The 18594-nt window shown below is 60.6% G+C and carries 23 protein-coding genes, 2 tRNA genes and 1 pseudogene; 13 read left to right on the top strand and 13 right to left on the bottom strand.

What is annotated here, in order from left to right:
• The first annotated feature begins 9 nt into the window (after positions 1 to 9).
• The 8 genes from FHT70_RS15190 to FHT70_RS15155 all read left to right on the top strand — a co-directional run bounded on the left by FHT70_RS15190 (position 10) and on the right by FHT70_RS15155 (position 6546).
• On the top strand, positions 10 to 630 hold the full coding sequence (locus FHT70_RS15190) for a YceI family protein (protein ID WP_183702588.1): 621 nt from the start codon (positions 10 to 12) through the stop codon (positions 628 to 630).
• 188 nt (positions 631 to 818) lie between these two features.
• A complete protein-coding gene (gene nhaA / locus FHT70_RS15185) occupies positions 819 to 2000 on the top strand; it encodes a Na+/H+ antiporter NhaA (RefSeq protein ID WP_183702585.1) in 1182 nt (393 codons plus the stop codon).
• A 287-nt stretch (positions 2001 to 2287) separates the two neighbouring features.
• Entirely contained in the window at positions 2288 to 3109 is an 822-nt protein-coding gene (locus FHT70_RS15180) for a hypothetical protein (RefSeq protein ID WP_183702582.1), read from the top strand.
• Positions 3110 to 3449: 340 nt separating this feature from the next.
• A complete protein-coding gene (locus FHT70_RS15175; RefSeq protein ID WP_085776882.1) occupies positions 3450 to 3983 on the top strand; it encodes a hypothetical protein in 534 nt (177 codons plus the stop codon).
• A gap of 113 nt (positions 3984 to 4096) precedes the next feature.
• Positions 4097 to 4780 (top strand): isoprenylcysteine carboxylmethyltransferase family protein, encoded by a 684-nt coding sequence (locus FHT70_RS15170; protein ID WP_183702580.1) that lies wholly within the window; start codon positions 4097 to 4099, stop codon positions 4778 to 4780.
• A 58-nt stretch (positions 4781 to 4838) separates the two neighbouring features.
• A complete protein-coding gene (locus tag FHT70_RS15165; protein ID WP_183702578.1) occupies positions 4839 to 5843 on the top strand; it encodes an acyltransferase in 1005 nt (334 codons plus the stop codon).
• A gap of 5 nt (positions 5844 to 5848) precedes the next feature.
• Positions 5849 to 6001 carry a hypothetical protein gene (locus FHT70_RS15160; RefSeq protein WP_183702576.1) on the top strand — a complete coding sequence of 51 codons (153 nt, stop codon included), beginning with the start codon at positions 5849 to 5851 and terminating at the stop codon, positions 5999 to 6001.
• Positions 5998 to 6546 (top strand): DUF1643 domain-containing protein, encoded by a 549-nt coding sequence (locus FHT70_RS15155; protein ID WP_183702574.1) that lies wholly within the window; start codon positions 5998 to 6000, stop codon positions 6544 to 6546. Before FHT70_RS15160 ends, FHT70_RS15155 begins: the two co-directional genes overlap by 4 nt.
• Positions 6547 to 6667: 121 nt before the next feature.
• On the opposite strand, the gene FHT70_RS15150 is transcribed toward FHT70_RS15155, so the two are convergent.
• From FHT70_RS15150 to FHT70_RS15100, 11 genes are all read right to left on the bottom strand, one after another.
• Positions 6668 to 6931 carry a hypothetical protein gene (locus FHT70_RS15150; protein WP_183702792.1) on the bottom strand — a complete coding sequence of 88 codons (264 nt, stop codon included), beginning with the start codon at positions 6929 to 6931 and terminating at the stop codon, positions 6668 to 6670.
• 60 nt (positions 6932 to 6991) lie between these two features.
• Positions 6992 to 7067: transfer RNA gene (locus FHT70_RS15145), tRNA-Phe, on the bottom strand.
• A 180-nt stretch (positions 7068 to 7247) separates the two neighbouring features.
• Positions 7248 to 7460, bottom strand: a complete 213-nt coding sequence (gene yacG / locus FHT70_RS15140; protein WP_085776878.1) for a DNA gyrase inhibitor YacG — start codon at positions 7458 to 7460, stop codon at positions 7248 to 7250.
• 132 nt (positions 7461 to 7592) lie between these two features.
• The gene (locus tag FHT70_RS15135; protein ID WP_085776877.1) at positions 7593 to 8213 is read right to left on the bottom strand and encodes a Maf-like protein; all 621 of its coding nucleotides are present in this window, start codon (positions 8211 to 8213) and stop codon (positions 7593 to 7595) included.
• 36 nt (positions 8214 to 8249) lie between these two features.
• The gene (infA, locus tag FHT70_RS15130; RefSeq protein ID WP_003545338.1) at positions 8250 to 8468 is read right to left on the bottom strand and encodes a translation initiation factor IF-1; all 219 of its coding nucleotides are present in this window, start codon (positions 8466 to 8468) and stop codon (positions 8250 to 8252) included.
• 123 nt (positions 8469 to 8591) lie between these two features.
• Positions 8592 to 9077, bottom strand: coding sequence for a low molecular weight phosphatase family protein (locus FHT70_RS15125; protein WP_183702572.1), 486 nt, complete (start codon positions 9075 to 9077; stop codon positions 8592 to 8594).
• Positions 9074 to 9547: a UPF0262 family protein gene (locus tag FHT70_RS15120; protein ID WP_085776876.1), complete on the bottom strand. Its 474-nt coding sequence runs from the start codon at positions 9545 to 9547 to the stop codon at positions 9074 to 9076. The genes FHT70_RS15125 and FHT70_RS15120 overlap by 4 nt, the downstream gene beginning before the upstream one ends.
• An 8-nt stretch (positions 9548 to 9555) precedes the next feature.
• Positions 9556 to 10851, bottom strand: coding sequence for a histidinol dehydrogenase (gene hisD / locus FHT70_RS15115; protein ID WP_183702568.1), 1296 nt, complete (start codon positions 10849 to 10851; stop codon positions 9556 to 9558).
• Between the two features lie 57 nt (positions 10852 to 10908).
• Complete coding sequence (locus FHT70_RS15110; protein ID WP_085776874.1) at positions 10909 to 11340, bottom strand: DUF2948 family protein; 432 nt, start codon at positions 11338 to 11340, stop codon at positions 10909 to 10911.
• Between the two features lie 157 nt (positions 11341 to 11497).
• Positions 11498 to 12790: a UDP-N-acetylglucosamine 1-carboxyvinyltransferase gene (gene murA, locus FHT70_RS15105; RefSeq protein WP_085776873.1), complete on the bottom strand. Its 1293-nt coding sequence runs from the start codon at positions 12788 to 12790 to the stop codon at positions 11498 to 11500.
• Positions 12791 to 12882: 92 nt separating this feature from the next.
• Positions 12883 to 13077 (bottom strand): hypothetical protein, encoded by a 195-nt coding sequence (locus FHT70_RS15100; RefSeq protein WP_085776872.1) that lies wholly within the window; start codon positions 13075 to 13077, stop codon positions 12883 to 12885.
• Positions 13078 to 13233: 156 nt separating this feature from the next.
• On the opposite strand from FHT70_RS15100, the gene FHT70_RS15095 reads away from it, so the two are divergent.
• The 3 genes from FHT70_RS15095 to FHT70_RS15085 all read left to right on the top strand — a co-directional run bounded on the left by FHT70_RS15095 (position 13234) and on the right by FHT70_RS15085 (position 14461).
• A tRNA-Thr gene (locus FHT70_RS15095) sits at positions 13234 to 13308 on the top strand.
• A gap of 342 nt (positions 13309 to 13650) precedes the next feature.
• Entirely contained in the window at positions 13651 to 13953 is a 303-nt protein-coding gene (locus FHT70_RS30695; RefSeq protein ID WP_183702565.1) for a hypothetical protein, read from the top strand.
• A 265-nt stretch (positions 13954 to 14218) separates the two neighbouring features.
• Positions 14219 to 14461, top strand: a complete 243-nt coding sequence (locus FHT70_RS15085) for a DUF982 domain-containing protein (protein ID WP_085776871.1) — start codon at positions 14219 to 14221, stop codon at positions 14459 to 14461.
• A gap of 223 nt (positions 14462 to 14684) precedes the next feature.
• On the opposite strand, the gene FHT70_RS15080 is transcribed toward FHT70_RS15085, so the two are convergent.
• A complete protein-coding gene (locus FHT70_RS15080; protein WP_085776870.1) occupies positions 14685 to 14948 on the bottom strand; it encodes a hypothetical protein in 264 nt (87 codons plus the stop codon).
• A gap of 151 nt (positions 14949 to 15099) precedes the next feature.
• Between FHT70_RS15080 and FHT70_RS15075 the strand changes: the two genes are divergently transcribed.
• On the top strand, positions 15100 to 15366 hold the full coding sequence (locus tag FHT70_RS15075) for a hypothetical protein (RefSeq protein WP_183702562.1): 267 nt from the start codon (positions 15100 to 15102) through the stop codon (positions 15364 to 15366).
• 96 nt (positions 15367 to 15462) lie between these two features.
• Positions 15463 to 17523 carry an ATP-dependent helicase gene (locus FHT70_RS15070; protein WP_183702559.1) on the top strand — a complete coding sequence of 687 codons (2061 nt, stop codon included), beginning with the start codon at positions 15463 to 15465 and terminating at the stop codon, positions 17521 to 17523.
• A gap of 46 nt (positions 17524 to 17569) precedes the next feature.
• On the opposite strand, the pseudogene FHT70_RS15065 reads toward FHT70_RS15070, so the two are convergent.
• Positions 17570 to 18447, bottom strand: a pseudogene (locus FHT70_RS15065) (MBL fold metallo-hydrolase).
• Between the last annotated feature and the right edge of the window lie 147 nt (positions 18448 to 18594).

Genomic DNA, 18594 nt, shown 5'->3' with positions numbered 1-18594 from the left:
GAACCATCAATGCTTCGCACAACTGCACTCGCCCTTGCTCTTACCTTGAGCACGACCTTCGCTGCCCTTGCCACCGCAACCGATCTTGCGCCGGGTGGGGCCTACAAGACCGATCCCTCGCATTCGAGCTTCAATTGGTCATTCGACCATTCCGGCCTGTCCCACTACACCGCGCGCTTTACCGGGGTCGATGCGCGGCTCGACTGGAAGCCCGAAAAACCTGAAGCCTCCACGCTTTTGGTCACCATCGATCCGCTTTCGGTCCGCACTGATTATCCATGGCCTACCAAGGTCAACTTCGATGCGGAGATCGGCGGAGACGAGAGCTTCCTTGCAGCCAAGCCGATCACCTTCGTTTCCAAGGCGATCCATGTGACGGGCGAGAAGACCGGCACCGTCGAAGGCCTCCTGACCTTGCGCGGCGAGACGCACCCGGCAAAACTCGACGTCACCTTCAACGGCTCAATGGCGAAGCACCCAATGATGGGCGTCCCGAAGATCGGTTTCTCGGCGACCGGCAGCATCCGCCGCAGCGATTGGGGACTGGATTTTGCAATCCCCGAACTCGGCGACATCGTCACCTTCGCGATAGAAACGCAGATGGTGCCGGCTGATTACTCATTCCAGTGAGAAGCAAGGCGAGCGGCAGGTCCAACCGGACCTGCGCCGCCTGCGGTGGATCGGGGCCGATTTCGCTGGAAATGGCGACGCGACCCCTTTATCTTACAGGCGATGGCGTGTGCTGCGTGCGCCGCGGGCTTTCCCGAAATCGACGGAGACTGAAGATCAACCTTCCAAAACACAGGGAGCGCTGACCGGTGTCGCAGCCTATCTCTCCAGGTCTCATCCGATCCACCCTTCGCCAGTTCCTGGATAGCGAAGCTTCGGGCGGTCTCGTGTTGATGGCAGTCGCGTTGGCGGCAATCGTGACGGCGAACTCACCGCTTGCAGAGGGTTACTTCCACGCACTTCACATCTATCTGGGGCCGCTCAGCCTGCTGCACTGGATCAATGACGCGCTGATGGCGCTGTTCTTTCTCCTCGTCGGGCTCGAGATCAAGCGCGAAATGCTGGACGGCCAACTCTCCAGCTGGAGCCGCCGCATTCTGCCGGGTGCGGCGGCACTGGGAGGCATGCTGTTCCCCGCCCTCTTCTATATCTTGTTCAACCGGGAAAACCCGGCCGCCCTGCGTGGCTGGGCGATACCGACGGCGACGGACATCGCGTTCGCGCTCGGCGTCATCTCGCTGTTGGGCCCGCGCGTGCCTGCCTCGTTGAAGATCTTCCTAGCGGCACTGGCGATCATCGACGACCTGGGGGCGGTCGTGGTGATTGCGCTGTTCTACACCAACGATCTCAATCTTCTGGCGCTTGCCGGGGCCGCGGCGGTGCTCGCGGCGCTTTACGGCATGAACCGTGCCCGTATTCTGAAGCTCTGGCCCTATCTGCTGCTCGGCGCCGTGCTCTGGGTGCTCGTCTTCGCATCCGGCATCCACGCAACACTGGCCGGCGTTCTTCTCGCTCTTGCGATTCCGCTGAAGGTGACGCCGGGAACACCCGAAGCAAGCCACGACCAGTCGCCGTTGCACCATCTCGAGCACGTCCTCCACAAACCCGTTGCCTTCATCGTCGTTCCGATCTTCGGCTTCGCCAATGCCGGTGTCTCCTTCTCCGGCGTCTCGGCAGCCACGCTGACGGAGCCATTGACGCTCGGCGTAGCGGCAGGCCTGTTGCTTGGAAAACTGGTCGGCGTTCTCGGCACCGTCTTCCTGCTCGTCAAACTTGGTCTCACCGACCTCCCGGCAAAGGCGAGCTGGGGGCAGATGACCGGTGTGGCCGCCCTCTGCGGCATAGGCTTCACCATGAGCCTTTTCATCGGGCTGCTTGCATTCAACGATCCCGACGTCCAGGACCACGTGAAGATGGGCATCCTGCTGGGATCTCTGCTATCCGGTCTGGTCGGCGCGGCGATGCTCGCAACATTCAATCGCCGATCCTGAGAGAGCGGGGCTGCAGGTCTCCATGAAGAACTCGGCCGATGGCGTCCTTTGTTTCGGCCGAAAGAGACGTCCCGTTTTGGAATCAAACATCTACAAGAAAAGCCTGCTCGAATTGTGCGCAAATTTTGGATAAGGTCGGCCAGTCGCTGGCCTAGCCGTGACTTTTGTCTGTTCGCTATTTTTATTGTTCCGCGCCAGCATCGCTTACACTTCGGTTTTAAATGTCGGTACCTTTACGTTCAGCCTCACTGCAGAATAGATGCCGCAGCTACAGTGTTGAAGATCTCATGGCGGACGCCTCCTTTGCTGCAGCTCTGCGCGAATCCGCATCCGAGTTACTGGCAATTCATCGCAGAGCTCCCAGAATAGTGCGTTATGTGGCCGATCTGCAGAAGTGGCTGCTCAGCCAGGCGGCATTGGCGTTGCATTTTGAGCGGAAACTCAACCCGTCCTGCCCCCCTTTGACCGCTTCCAACCTCGCAAAGTTTCTCGTTGAGAACCACATCGCCAGCCACAACACCGTCGTCTCACATATGAAGGAGATGGCGTATTACAAATTATTTGAGCCGGTGGAGACGACGGATCGGCGCGCCAAACCGTTACAAGCGAGCGCCTATGCTGAAGCCTTGATCCGGCAATGGTTCGAGGGGCACCTTCGTTCGCTCGACGGCATGGATGCGGGAGATCGCTGTCGGTGGTCGGAAGCGGATGAGACAATTCTGTATCGCGCTCAGCCGCGTATTGCACGTCGACTGTTTAACCATCCGGATTGGTACAGCCCGCCCGAAAGCATTGCGCTGTTCGTGAGGTCCGAATCCGGAAGCAACATATTGCACGACCTCATGTCGCGTGTGCCATTGCCACCGGTCGTAGGTGAACGAACCTGGGTGGGCGATGTCTCCGCTCAATTGACCGCAGCCGAATACGTCATTTCCCGCAGTCACGCCAGCAGATTGCTGGCGGCCGCGCGAACCCAAGGATTGCTGGGATGGCAGGCTACCCAAATGAGCGGAGATTGCTGGATTTCCGCGAGATTCGTCCTCGACTACAGACGCTGGCAGGCCACGAAATTCTCGATTATCTCCGAGGTTTTGGCGAGTATCGAGTAGATGCGTGCCTGTGATCGCGCCGGCGAATGTTTTCCAAGAACGGCACAGATAGTCTCGGCCGCCCTGCCCGGACCTACACGCTTTATGTGAAATGCTAGGGTGCCCGCGTGGCTGAGGTTAAGCCGCGATCAGGTTCCGAACGCCGCGGACTGCGACAGCCGCAGCGCCGTGTCGTCGATGTTCATGAAATCGCCTCGTTAAGGTGGATAAGTTTTGCAGAAGATTGCAAATCTCCGCAGCCGGAGTCATTCATGCGGGCGCCGATCGAGCGGTAAGCCCTGCTCAAGCAGCTGCGAATATTCTGCCCAGAACCACGATGCCTGCCGAAGGAGAAAAGCGAATGCGTGTCTTGGTTCTGACTGTTGTTCGTCTCGGACCTGCTTTGGTCTATGCCATCGGCGCAATATTTGCCGCCAGCATGCTACTGCTGGCGATGTATCCATCACGCCCGTTTGCTTGGGCGCTTTACCTGACTTTGCTGCCGGTGTTGCGCCTACCCCTTATGTTACTTAGCGTGGCGGGGATGGGAGCGTGGGAGCTTCTCGCGGCGTTTGCATCGATGGCGATTTTCGGCGTCTATCTTTCTTTTCATCCGAAACGGTTTCTTAGGGCACGCTTCGTTCATGCTCATATTGCGCTGATCGGGTTGGTGCTTGCCAATGCGGCTGCAAGCACAGCTGAAGCAGGTCGCAGCGGGACGTCACTCCCCGGTTATGTCGACTGGTCACTGCCGTTGCCTACCGCGCTCCTCGGAACCGCGTTGATCATCCTGGCCGCCCTCGCGTGCCTTTCTACTCATGCCGAAATCATCCGAGGCATCCGGATCCGGGCCTGCATTGATCGGCTGCTGGAGCATCGCGTGTCCTTGCATTGACGGACGCCGGTGTAAGTCACATCCCCAATAGTTGGTATTTACCGATTTAATCAGTTGCGATTGCCATTTCTCGCAACCGTGCGAAGATGCGTTCAAACAACGCGGGGGTACCAATGAGCAATCGACACTTGATTATTGCAGACATTATCGGCCGTATTGGAATCTGCTCCTATTCAATACTAGGTGTGTGGACGAAGATCACACGGATGATGACAACCGGCGACTATCCGTCCAGGGGCGTCGTATTCCTAATAGCTGAAATCGCTGCGATCTTATTTATCGGCATGATGTGTGTCGTGACCCTAACGAGAATGCCCCAAGTGCGGTCTGCGCGCGGCGTTGAACCATACCTGACGGCGATGGCAGGCACCTTCCTCTTCCTGCTGATCGCCTTCCTGCCGCCGCCAATGGTATTGCCAGATACTGTGCGTCTTGCCGCAACGGTTTTGATGATCATTGGCTGCCTTTCATCGGCATATATGCTTGCGATCCTCGGCCGCAGTTTCAGCATAGCACCGGGTGCAAGAGCTCTGGTCACAACGGGGCCATATTCCATCGTCCGCCACCCGCTCTATCTGACCGAGGAGATATTCGTTATCGGGATGATCCTGTTCAGCTTTTCTCCGTGGACGGTATTTCTCGGAATCGTGCATTGGTGCCTGCAACTTCGCCGGATGATTAACGAAGAGACGGTTCTCCGGGCGGCATTTCCAGACTACCGATCATATGCCGAGCGCGTCCCCAGGGTGGTTCCGTTTCTGCCCATGCGCGGCAAACGCGCCACGACCACTGCGTGACGGCTTGTGAATGCTCTTTTCTCGCTAGGCTTGGTGATCGAGGGGTTGACGGACAATCATGATCTGGTCGCTACAGGTACTGCGTTTCATCGCCGCATTGATGGTCGTCTACCTGCATGCGGCGCTGACGGCCTACCAAGCCACCGGATCAAGCGGGATTTTCCCGCCGATGATCCAGGTTGCAGGCACCGCCGGCGTCGATATTTTCTTCGTCATTTCCGGGGTCATCATCACCCGGACAGCGCGCGGCCTGACATGGCAGCAATTCGCGTGGAAACGAATTCGTCGCATCCTCCCGATGTACTATCTCGCATCTATCCCGGCAGCATTCATCGCCGCAAAATCCGGCTTCGGCTGGCGGGAGACAATCGCGACGCTAACCCTGTGGCCGGCGTTCGATCAGATGGCAGCGCCCGTCCTGCCTGCCGCATGGACGCTCTGTTTCGAAATGCTCTTCTATGGGGCGGCGACGCTTGTCCTCCTCGACCGGCGTTACTTGCCGGCGATCCTCGGGATCTTCGCGGTGTCGCTGACGTTCCGATCGACAGCGCCGGTGTTCCAATTCCTCGGCAACCCCATCATCCTCGAATTCATGATAGGTGCCGCCTTGGTGTACGCGCCGGCAGTCAAAGGCGCGAGATGGGGCATACCAGTTGGCGTAATCGCAATTCTCGCCGCCGGCTCGCTCGGCATGGCACCCCACGGCGATACGCTGGACTTCCTGATCGGTCAGGATGCTTTGCAGCGCGTGGCAGTTTATGGCATTCCTGCCGGATTGATTGTTTTCGGCACGATGCAGATCAATGTCGGAAAGAGCGTCTGGGCTTACCTCGGAGAGGCCTCCTACGCGCTCTATCTCTTTCACACCGTCCCGATTTCGGCACTGCTGACGCTGTGGATATTCTATCCCTTGCCGCCCGATATCATCATCGCGATCGGTGTCGCGGTCTCCCTGCTGTTCTGCTGGCGCATTCACGAGAAGGTCGAAAAACCGCTCCAGAGACTATTCAACCGATTGCCCCGCGGCGTAGTTACGGGGCGATCACTATCAGATAGGTATTAAGCGCGTTGTACAAGTCGGTGCATCAGTATCGCTCAGCTGCGGATACCGCCGAGGGCGACCTCGAGGCGCTCTTCACCCGCATCGGACGCGGCGATCCGGTCCAGCTGAACATGCAGAGCGGCACCGTCTTCGTCATCACCGGGAAGCAGCGCCGATGAGCCTCGATCTCTTCAAAACCGAGATGCGGATGAGCGCTGCCATCTCCGACTGCACCCTGTACCGTGACGAGCTGCGCCGCGTTTGGGATGGGGGCAAGCCCTTCCTCGTCGTTTGCATGCTCAACCCCTCCGACGCCGATCACCGACGCAATGATCCGACGGTGCTCGTGCTCATCTGGTTTGCCAAGCTCTGGGGCTATGGCGGCATCCTGATCGTCAACCTTCACGCCTGGCGCTCGCCATCCCCGAAGGAGTTGATGAAGGTCAAGGACTCGATCGGTCCGCGCTGCGACAACTTCATCGATCGCGCCCTTATCATTGCCAGTCACCAGAACACGCCTGTGCTGGCAGCATGGGGCAATGGTGGCGATTACCTCAGCCGTGACACGTGGTTCAAGCACCGCGCCCGCCAGCAGCTCGTCGACATCGTCTGCCTTGGCCTGACAAAAGGCGGCTTCCCCAAACATCCGATGGCGCGCGGCCAACACCGCATTCCGCGCGACCAGCAGCCGGTCATATTCCAGAGAGCGATGGAGGTCGCGTGATGAGCCGCGGACATCCGATAACCTCGACAAACGGTCGCGGGCCGACGTTTGTCGTTTGTAGAAACATGTTCGTGGAGCGATTGCCGGAAGCCCCGCTCGCATTTCACAATTAAGGGGCTGGTCAGGGCCAGTAAGCAGCGTCCTGATCGGCGCATCGCTCGGGGCGCAATTCATTCCCAAATTCACGCCGATAGATTGGAGCGGTCTTGTCGCAGTAGGTCTTGGCGTCCAGCCCGAAGGGTCTGCGGCCCGCGCGGCAATGCAATCTCCAGAGCCTAAAGCCGCCAATCAGAGGCGGCTTGCGAAAGGTGCGATCGAGCTGATTTCGAAGGGCGACGACGAAAGCTAAATTCGGCATGCCGCGTGAACAAAGATTTTCGTTCATGCATAATATCAGGACACTTAGGCTGGAAAAATCAAACAATATCAATGCTGATTATCGTGATGGTGCCCAGGGGCGGAATCGAACCACCGACACGCGGATTTTCAATCCGCTGCTCTACCAACTGAGCTACCTGGGCCAACCCGCTTCGCTACGGTGTTCTAGATGAAAAGAACCGCGGGGCCTTGGTTCGCCCCGGAAGCGAGCGGGGTTATAGCATCTTGTTCGGCCATGGCAAGCGTCAAATGACTCTTTTTTGACTGTCTTGACGGTTTTGCGGATTCATGTGGAAAAATAAGAACTTCGGAGAGGAAATCTCCTAGTTTTCCTCGTCAGGATAATCGGCCTTCGTTTCGTCGTCGGCCACCGGAATGGCATAAGAGCCGGTCAGCCAGCGGGAGAGATCGAGCTCGCGGCAGCGGTTGGAGCAGAAGGGGTAATGTTCGCGGTTTGATGGTTTGCCGCATTCCGGGCAAGGGCGCGTCTTGCGCAACGGTTCGACCTTGGCGGCGGCTTTCTTGTCTTCGGGCATGATCGGTCCGTCCTAAAGCATGTCGCGCAAAAGTGTCAGCGGTTTTGCGACAACGACATGCATAAAAACAAGTGTTAAAACGCGACGCGCGGATCTGAAAGATCGTGACGCGCTTTAAGCATCGGCCGTCGGTCAGCCCTCGGGCCACCGGCTATGCACATCGAAGCCCTCGCCGGTCAGAAGCAGAATGGTTTCATAAAGCGGCAGGCCGACGACATTGGTGTAGGAGCCCACCATCTTCTGCACGAAGGTGCCTGCAAGACCCTGGATGCCGTAGGCGCCCGCCTTGCCGCGCCACTGGCCGGAGGCCAGGTAGTTCTCGATCTCGAAGCCGGACAGCCGCTTGAAGCGCACCTTGGTCTCGACGATCTTCTGGCGGATCTTGCGTTCGGGCGTCACCAGGCAAACGCCGGTATAGACGAGATGGTTGCGTCCCGAGAGGAGGTGCAGCGAGCTCAGCGCCTCGTCGGCGAATTCAGCCTTGCCGAGAATGCGCCGACCCACGGCGACCACCGTATCGGCGGAGAGGATATAGCTGCCCTTCCAGGTGATATCACCCTTGATGGCGGCAAGTGCGGCCTCGGCCTTCTCGGCCGACAGCCTTCGGGCGAGCGAACGCGGGTGCTCCGACTTCTTCGGCGTCTCGTCGATATCCATCGGCATCAGGCGCGAAGGCTCGATGCCGGCCTGGTTGAGCAGGTCGACGCGACGGGGCGAGCCCGAGGCCAGAATGAGCTTGTATTTCAGCGCCATGAAACCTCGACCATCGGCGGACGGGAGCGGGCAGACTTACTTGAAACGATAGGTGATGCGGCCCTTGGTCAAATCGTAGGGCGTCATTTCCACAAGCACCTTGTCGCCCGCCAGAACGCGGATGCGGTTCTTGCGCATGCGGCCAGCGGTATGGGCGATGATCTCGTGTTCGTTTTCAAGCTTCACGCGAAACGTCGCATTCGGCAGAAGTTCGGTGACGATTCCCGGGAATTCGAGGACTTCTTCTTTCGGCATATAGTGGTTTTCTTCCTGTGTGTTGCAGAGGCAGCGCAGAGCGCGCCTTTAAAATTTGGGCGGAAACTACACAATCAACGCAGGTTTGTGAACCTTGTTGATCAGGCTTTCCTTTATTTGTTTTCATGCCGATTGCGCGGCAATGCCATTTCGTCTGAGCAGCCGGCTTTCGATGAGACCGGCCAGGTGGTCGCGGACCTCGCGATAGCTGTCCAATATCTGTTCGCGCGTCCCGCTGACGACCGTCGGATCCATGGTCGGCCAATAGACGACGTCGACCGCGTTCGACCGCGTCAGTTCCAGCGCCGCATGATGGGCCTGCGGCGAAAGCGTGATGATCAGATCGAAATAATCGTCCTCGAGTTCATCAAGCGTCTGCGGCTGGCGGCGCCCAAGGGAAAGCCCGATTTCCTCGAGCACGACATCGACGAAGGGATCGCGCTCGCCGGCGCGAACGCCGGCCGACCTTATATAGGTATTGGACGGCAGAATGCTACGGGCGATCGCTTCGGCCATCGGCGAGCGGATGGCGTTCAGACCGCACATGAAGAGGATCGCGCCCGGCCTCTTCGCGTCTTCGACATCGCCGGCAAGCTCCATCGCCCTCATCCACGCCAGTAGAGCACGCAGACCAGCGTGAAAAGCCGCCGGGCGGTGTCGAAATCGACCTCGATCTTGCCGGCCAGCCTGTCCTTCAGCGTCTGCGAGCCTTCATTGTGGATGCCCCGCCGGCCCATGTCGATCGCCTCGATACGGCTTGGCGTCGCCGATCGGATCGCTTCGTAATAGCTTTCGCAGATCATGAAGTAATCCTTGACGATCCGCCGGAAGGGGGTAAGCGACAGGATGTGGGTGGCGACATCGCCGCCTTCTTCCGTCTTGATGGCGAAGACCAGCTTCGAATCGACCAGCGAGATGTTCAGCCGATAAGGGCCGCCGGAATGGCCGAGCGGCTCGAAGCTGTTCTCCTCGATCAGATCGAAGATGGCGACGGCGCGCTCATGCTCGACATCGGGCGTCGAACGGCCGATCGTATCGTCCAGGACGACGTCGCAAAGCCGGAATTCGCCCGCCGCCATCCCCTCACCTAATCGAGGTTGAGGCGGATCGCGACCGACCGCGCATGGGCATCGAGGCCTTCGGAGACCGCAAGCGCGATCGCCGCCGGGCCCAGGGTGCGCAACTCACCCGGCCCAAGGCGCAGGATCGAGGTGCGCTTGACGAAATCGAGCACTGATAGACCGGAGGAAAAGCGGGCCGAACGCGCCGTCGGCAGCACATGGTTCGAACCGCCGACATAATCGCCGATGACCTCGGGCGTATGAGCGCCGACGAAGATCGCGCCGGCATTGCGGATGCCGTCGAGCAGCCGGTCGGGATCGGCGACGGCGAGCTCGAGATGTTCGGCTGCGATGCGATTGGCAAGCGGAATGGCCTGCTTCAGATCGGCAACGAGGATGACCGCGCCAAAATCGCGCCAACTTGCCGCTGCCGTCTCGGCGCGGTTCAACGTCTTCAGCTGGCGTTCGACCGCCTGCTCCACCGCCTTGCCGAATAGGGCATCGTCGGTGATGAGGATCGCCTGGGCGCTGGCATCGTGCTCGGCCTGCGCCAAAAGGTCGGCAGCGATCCAATCGGGATTGTTGTCCTTGTCGGCAATCACCAGCACCTCGGAGGGGCCAGCGATCATATCGATGCCGACGGTGCCGAAGACGTGGCGCTTGGCGGCGGCGACATAGGCATTGCCGGGGCCGGTGATCTTTGCGACCGGCGCGATCGCCTCGGTGCCATAAGCGAGAGCGGCGATCGCCTGAGCGCCGCCGACACGGTAGATCTCGGTGACGCCGGCAAGCCTGGCGGCGGCGAGCACCGCCGGATTGACGGCACCGCCGGTGGCGGGAACGGCGATGACGATGCGGTCGACCCCGGCGACCTTGGCCGGCACCGCATTCATCAGCACCGAGCTCGGATAGCTCGCGGTGCCGCCCGGAACATAGAGCCCGACCGCCTCGATCGCCGTCCAGCGCGAGCCGAGACCGACGCCCATGTCGTCCTCGTAGATATCATCCTTCGGCAGCTGACGGCGATGGTGGCTCTCGATGCGCAAGGCCGCGAGCTTCAGCGCGCCCAGCACTTCGGCAGGCACCGCCTCGATTGCGGCGTCAATCTCCTCAGGCGTGACGCGCATCGGCACGGTGGCAAAATCGATGCCGTCGAATTTCTGCGAATATTCGGCCAGCGCCACATCGCCGCGCGCCCTGACATCATCGATGATGGCGCGGGCGATGGCATTCACATCCTCGGACACTTCGCGCTTCGTCGTCAGAAAGGCGGCAAAATGCTGCTCGAAACCTTCCGATGCCTGATCCAGCCAGATTGCCAAGAGCTATATTCCTTCTCAACTCGAACCGCGATGTTCAAACTTCAGGCATCAAGCCCTTTAGGGGTGGCGGGGTTTGGAAGCCGCCTGCCATGCGCCGCCGATATCGGCCATCTGGACCTCGATACATTCGACATCGAGCGCAATCGAGGCCGTTCCAGACAGCGCCAGCTCGATCGTGCCATCCGGCCCCTCGCCCTTCTTCTCGAAACGCAGCGCCAGCAGCGACAGCACCTCATCGCGTTTGCCGCGATCGACGCCGAGCGAACGGACGGCAAGCACGCGCTTGAACACCAGGGCGGCGCGGCGGCGCTCGAAACCCTTGCGCTTGCGCGCCGCACTTTCCCAGACGAAACGATTGGCGGCAAGCGCGAACTGGGCACCCCGCGGCGACCAGTCGATGTCGCCGACCTTGAAGACGCTATCCTGCATATGCGCAGAAATGATCGCGAGGTCCTCGTCATCAAGCGCAACAAGCTTCAGGTCGGTCATTCAGGCTCAATCCCCAGAGCAGGATGCCGAAAAGTGCGAGCAGTTTTCGGACGACATCATGCTTTTGCTATTTAACGGGCATCGCCGGAATGGCGATGCGTCAGACAAGGGAAATAAGATGCTGCGACCGATTACGCAACCGGAATGAAGGTCTCTCTTATTCGCTGATGCGCTCGACGACGGCGCCGCAGCGGGTCAGCTTCGCTTCGAGCCGCTCGAAGCCGCGGTCGAGGTGGTAAACGCGGGAGACTGTGGTTTCGCCCTCGGCGGCGAGGCCGGCGATGACGAGCGAGACGGAGGCGCGCAAATCGGTCGCCATGACGGGCGCGCCGCGCAGGCGCTTGACACCCTCGATCTTCGCGGTCTGGCCGGAGAGCGTGATCCTGGCGCCGAGCCGGGCAAGCTCCTGCACGTGCATGAAGCGGTTTTCGAAGATCGTCTCGGTGACATGCGAGATGCCGGAGGAGCGGGTCATCAGCGCCATGAACTGTGCCTGCAGATCCGTGGGGAAGCCCGGGAAAGGATCGGTGACAATATCGACCGGCTTGATGCCGGCGCCGTTGCGCCTGATGCGCATGCCGTTATTGGTCGCGGAGATGTCAGCGCCAGTCCGGCGCAAGGTTTCCAGCGCGGTCTCGAGCAGCGCCACATCGGTATTTTCGAGCACGACGTCACCGCCGGCCATGGCGACGGCCATGGCGTAGGTGCCGGTCTCGATGCGGTCCGGCAGGACGCGATGACGCGCGCCCGACAGCGAGGTGACGCCTTCGATGGTGATGGTCGAGGTGCCGGCGCCTGATATCTTGGCGCCCATGGCATTCAGGCAGTTGGCGAGGTCGGCGACTTCGGGTTCACGGGCGGCGTTGCCGATGACAGTGGTGCCGCGGGCAAGGGTCGCGGCCATCATCAACACATGGGTGGCGCCGACTGAGACCTTCGGGAAGGTGTAGCGCGCACCGATCAGCCCGCCGTCGGGCGCCCGGGCATTGATATAGCCGGCATCGATCTCCATGGTCGCACCGAGTGCCGTCAGGCCATCGATGAAGAGATCGACGGGGCGCGTGCCGATGGCGCAACCGCCCGGCAGCGAAACGCGGCAATGGCCCTCACGCGCCAAGAGCGGCCCAATAACCCAGAATGAGGCGCGCATCTTCGAGACCAGTTCGTAGGAGGCTGTGGTATCGACGATGGTGCGGCAGGTGAAATGGATCGTGCGGGCGTAGGAATCCTCCTGGCGCTCGCGGCGGCCGTTGACGGCGACATCGACGCCGTGATTGCCGAGGATGCGCATCAGAAGCTCGACGTCTGCCAAGTGCGGCACGTTTTCCAGCGTCAGCGTGTCACTGGTCAGAAGCGAGGCGATCATCAGCGGCAGTGCGGCATTCTTGGCGCCGGAAATCGGAATGATGCCATTCAGCTCATTACCGCCGACAATTCTGATACGATCCATGTGCGCTTACTTCCTGAAAGTTCTGCCTTGAAAGAAGGAGTGAGGTGTTTAGGGGATTTATGAAGAGGCTTCAATTCGTCCGGGACGGAACATTACGATTCGTCCATTTTTGCGGCGGGCAGCCCGTTAGTTTCGTCGGCCTGGCCGGAACGGCGGGCACGCACCTGCTGTTTGCGTCTGGAAAGATTTTCCCTGAGCTTTTCGGCGGCGCGCTCGCGGCGCAGTTTCGCCTGTGCCTCGATCGCCTCTTTACGGCTCTTCTGGCCGGCTTCGGTCTTGTCGTTCATGTCAACAGAATTAGCCGAATTCGCGCCGATCCAAAAGTCCCTTGCATCTCTATCCACGCGAAGTTGGATTTTGCGGCTTGCGCTTGTCGTCAAGCTGTGGCAATAGCCGCCCCGTTCCCGCAATTGAGCCGCCCGGCTCCACGCGGATCTGGTCCTGCTGCCGTAGCTCAGTGGTAGAGCACACCCTTGGTAAGGGTGAGGTCGGTGGTTCAATCCCACTCGGCAGCACCAGTTTTCTTTCAGACATCATTTTCTTACGCGCCCAGCGGCCCCTCATCCGGCTGCCGGCACCGACCGGGGTCGAGCCACCGGTCTCGACCCGTCCTTCGGACCCCGCTCGCGAGGCGAAGGCACCAAGCCGCGACCTCTCCGTCCCTCGCCAAGCTCTCGCGTGGCCGTCCCCTCGCCCCGTTTACGGGGATCCGCAGGACGGGTCGAGACGAGCGGCTTGACCCAGGTAAGGGTTAGGGTAAGGGGCAGCCATTCGCACGAACTGAACAGCCATATAGTGCAATCGGGAATTTCGGTTGCCTCGAGATAATGAGGTATGAACGGGGAGAGCTGCAACAGTTCATGAATCTCTCCGGTTACCACCAGGTCTTCGCGTGGAATTTGCGTGTGGGGTCGCGGGGAAACTCCACCATCGATGCCTTCAATATACCAGCGAAGAGCATTCTCTGCCATGAAAAGGGCGGCGAGATCTATCGCCGTCCGTTCACCGTACCGACTGAGAGTCGCCCGCTGCAGTCTTGGGATGGCCTCAATGGAGAGACGCGAGAAGAAAGCGTCTTCAGCGGACACATCTGCGCCGTGAGCGAGAGCCGGCATAACCAGCGCCGCGCCGAGAAAAGCAGTCCGGATCAATTTTCGATCTAACCCCTGTCGAGCCCTCAGCTTTCCGAGCATGGTAGCGTTGGCAGGCTCGGGTGCCATGCAACTTCTCATCGACTGCTCGAAATTCCTCTTGGCGTGCACACCCCGGCGATCCGCCTTACTCAAGCTGGCATTCCGCCTTATCAGCAACAAACGATTCACCATTGTTGACGGCAAAAATCGCGCTAGAATGCCTACCATGGCGGTGTCTGTCCTGGGATGGAGGGCGCTGCACCCTGTTTCTATCGACAATCGTGGAGGAGTATCGATGGCAACTGAACGATGGAACAGCCCGGTCACCGTCGGTTTCGAGGGAGCCGATGCGCGAACGGTCAACGGGCCGTTCGATGCCCTGAAATGCCTGGCAGATTTCTGGCCGAGTTCGCGCGGGCTTCATTACATCAAGGCCCGCAGCACCTGCCGGGCGGCGCTCGACGGCCGCAAAAGTATGGAGGAGGCTAGAGCCGAGTTCCTGGCAGCGGCCGAAGAGGCGAAGCTGAAGCTGCATTGACGCGGCAGGGCGTCCGGCCGTTTTCGGTTTGGTCAGTAAACTGTGCCGGTACGATACATTGTTTAATTTTCACTTAACCCTGCAGCGAGCCGGCGCCGGGTTTGGGCGCAAAGGGCGTTGCGCCAGAGCCGGCTGTTTCGATAGAAAACATCCAGCCGTCATGATGACGGTCAGAGGCTCGTCATCCGGAAACGCAGGCGAGCCTCGTTCGAGCGGATCGGTTTCAGCAATCCGCGCCGGCCTCATTCTCCATCGCGATATATCCCACACCGATGATCGTGCCGTCAGCCGCGCGGATGAAGGACGGCAGGTAGTGCGGTTCTGCCGGCTCACAATCGACGCTGCCGGTATATTCGTTAAGGGCGATCTGATCCTTCGGCAAAGCGGAATAATCCATGCCGGTTTCGAGCGAGGCATAGGCTGGGCCGGCAAAGACGCCGCAGCCGATGATCAGAGTGGACGCCCAGAGGCGAAGAAGCGTCTGCATGATGGTCTCCAGCGTTCAGGTCCGGCATTTCAACACCTGGAGGGCGCTTTGGTTCCCTCAGCGCCACAGCAGGCGACGGCGCATCGGGCAGCCCTTGGCGAAAGAGGCCGCGCTTCCATATCTATCGGCAGTCTGAACAGGGATGACTGCAATGAAAGCGTTTCTGCCCGCCTGGTTTGCCGGGGCATTGCTGGCCGGCTGCTCCTCGGCCGATACGGCCGCGCTCGAACCCATTCCCGGCAGCATCACCTATGGCGGCCAGCCGCGTACCAAACTCACCAAGTCGCCGGTCGGCAGCGCCGTCTACAACCAGTTCTACAATGAGACGGGTCAGCGTGTGGAGGAAACCTATATTCTCCAGCCGGACCGCAGCCTGAAACTGGTGCGGCGCGTGATCGGCCCGGATTTCCCCGATTGAGGTCCCGTGCCGCTTGACAGCGGCTGAAATCGCGAACATTCAAGGAACATCTAATCTTCTCGCAGTGATTCTGCGGGAGCCCGACCGGACGGCTGGATGTATCTCGAAAAGCTCAATCCCCAGCAGCGCATGGCCGTCGAGCACGGCACGCTCACCGACGGCAGTCATATTGCCGGGCCGCTGCTGGTCATTGCCGGCGCCGGCTCCGGCAAGACGAACACGCTGGCACATCGCGTCGCCCATCTGATCGTCAAGGGCGCCGATCCGCGCCGCATCCTGCTGATGACCTTCTCGCGCCGGGCAGCCGCCGAGATGGCGCGGCGCGTCGAGCGCATCTGCCGTGATGTGCTGGGTTCGAATGCCGGCATCATGGCCGATGCGCTCAACTGGTCCGGCACCTTCCACGGCATCGGCGCGCGGCTGCTGCGCGATTATGCCCAGCAGATCGGCCTCGATGCCGATTTCACCATTCACGATCGCGAAGACAGCGCCGATCTGATGAACCTCATCCGGCACGATCTCGGCTTCTCGAAGACGGAAAGCCGCTTTCCGTCCAAGGGCACCTGCCTTGCCATCTATAGCAGGGCGGTGAATTCGGAGACCGCCCTCGATCAGGTGCTGCGCGACGCCTTTCCCTGGTGCGCAGCGTGGGAGCAACAACTGCGTGAGCTTTTCGCCTGCTATGTCGAGGCGAAGCAGGCTCAGAACGTGCTCGATTACGACGACCTCCTGCTCTACTGGGCGCAGATGGTCGGCGAGAGCGTGATTGCCGAGGATATCGGCAGCCGCTTTGACCATGTGCTCGTCGATGAATATCAGGACACCAACAGGCTGCAGGCCTCGATCCTGCTGGCTCTGAAGCCCCAGGGACAGGGGTTGACCGTCGTCGGCGACGATGCGCAGTCGATCTACTCCTTCCGTGCGGCGACGGTGCGCAATATCCTTGATTTTCCCGCCGCCTTCAGCCCGGCCGCCGATATCGTCACCCTCGACCGCAATTACCGCTCGACGCAGCCGATCCTGGCGGCTGCCAATGCCGTCATCGATCTCGCCTCCGAGCGCTTCACCAAGAATCTCTGGACCGAGCGGCAATCGGCGGAGCGGCCGCGCCTGGTTTCTGTGCGGGACGAGGCCGAGCAGGCGCGTTATGTCGCCGACAAGGTGCTCGACAATCGCGAGGAAGGCCTGAAGCTCAAGCAGCAGGCCGTGCTCTTCCGCGCCGCCCATCACAGCGGGCCGCTGGAGGTCGAGCTGACCCGGCGCAACATTCCCTTCGTCAAGTTCGGTGGCTTGAAGTTTCTTGATAGCGCGCATGTCAAGGACATGCTGGCCGCGCTTCGCTTTGCGCAAAATCCGCGCGATCGGGTGGCGGGATTCCGGCTGATGCAGATCCTGCCGGGTGTCGGGCCGTCGACGGCGCAGAAGGCGCTCGACCTGATGGCCGAGGATGTGAGTCCGCTCTCCGCTCTCGCCGGTATGCCGCCCCCGCCACGCTCCGGCGAGGACTGGACCGCCTTCGTTTCGATGCTGCAGGAGCTGAGATCCGGCAAGGCCGGCTGGCCGGCGGAAATCGAGCTGGCGCGGCAATGGTATGCGCCGCATCTGGAGCGGCTGCACGAGGACGCTTCGACACGGCAGGCCGATCTGTTGCAGTTGGAGCAGATCGCCGGGGGTTATGCCTCCCGCGAACGTTTCCTCACCGAGCTCACGCTCGATCCGCCGGATGCGACCAGCGATCAGGCCGGCGTGCCGCTTCTCGACGAGGACTATCTCATCCTGTCGACCATCCATTCCGCAAAGGGCCAGGAATGGACGAAAGTCTTCATGCTGAACGTCGTCGACGGCTGCATTCCGAGCGATCTTGCGGTCGGCACCACCGCCGAGATCGAGGAGGAGCGCCGGCTGCTCTATGTGGCGATGACGCGCGCCCGCGACGGTCTCGACCTTGTCGTGCCGCAACGCTTCTTCACCTATGGGCAGAACGCCCAGGGCGACCGGCACGTCTATGCCTCGCGCAGCCGCTTCATTCCCGCGACGCTGCTGCAGTTTTTCGAGGCCTGCAGCTGGCCACAGGTGAAGTCGGAAGCCGCCGCTCAGGCGCAAGCGCGCCAGGTGCGCATCGACGTCGGCGCCCGCATGCGCGGCATGTGGCGATAGAGTGCGTTGCATAGATCGGCTCTATGCAACGCTTTTGGTTCGGCGCTCAATAGTCCCAGAAGACCGGCACCCAACGGAAGGCTTCGCCGTCCACCGCCACCCGGCCGACGGACGGGAACGGCAGGTGGGTGGCCACAAGCTGTTCACCGGTCGCCGCCAGCTCCCGCAAAAGATCGCGGCGGACACGAGCCGCTTCTTCGGGATCATGTTCGAAACCATTGTACCAGTCGGGGTGCTCGAACCCGACCGCGAACACGGCATCGCCGGCGAATGTCAACCTGTCGCCGCCGGACGTCAGGCGGACCACGCTATGTCCGGGAGTATGGCCGCCGGTGCGTTGGGCCACCACACCAGGCGCCACCTCGGATTGCTCGTCGAACAGCATGAGATGGCTGCCGTACTCGCTCAGGAAACGTATTGCCGTCGCCCGAAGCGCGTCAGGGAAGCCGGGCGGCATGGACACGTGGCTGAAATCGGGCGCTTCCCAGAACTTCGCCTCGGCAGCCGCCACGTGAATCCTGAGGTCTGGGCGCAGTCGGTCCTTGACCCCTTCGACCAGCAGCCCGCCGATGTGGTCCATGTGCAGGTGCGTCAGCACCACGTCGGTCACGGATGCCAGATCGATGCCGGCGCCTTCCAGTCGCTTGATCAACTGACCCGCGCGCGGCAAGTTCAAGTCCGGATCCAGCCCCAAGCCTGCGTCGATGAGGATGGTCTGGCCGCCGCTGCGCACCAGGACCACGTTCAGCGCCCAGTCGAAAGCGTCCCGCGGCAGGTTGGAAGCGGTAGCACACCATCGCTGATGATCAGCACTTCGATTTCGCCGATCCGTACCGCGTAGCGCGACGGAACCAATTCTTCATGTTTCGGACTGCCAGGCTCCTGCTGACCAGTCGTACGGATTCTTGCTTCTGCCTGCGACATGATGCGCTCCTATTTTGATCGAGAGATGTCCGTTATGGGTCACGTCGCGGACTGCCCGACCTGAGAGATAGGTGACGTTTCGTACCGGAGACATGGGTTACACTTTTCGATTTTGATCGGGAGGTGTGGATGCCGTGGAGAGAGACT

Source organism: Rhizobium sp. BK049 (genome assembly GCF_014193135.1).
Lineage (GTDB): Bacteria > Pseudomonadota > Alphaproteobacteria > Rhizobiales > Rhizobiaceae > Rhizobium.
The sequence above is the reverse complement of the archived record's forward strand: the minus strand, read 5'-3'. Positions and strand labels throughout refer to the sequence as shown.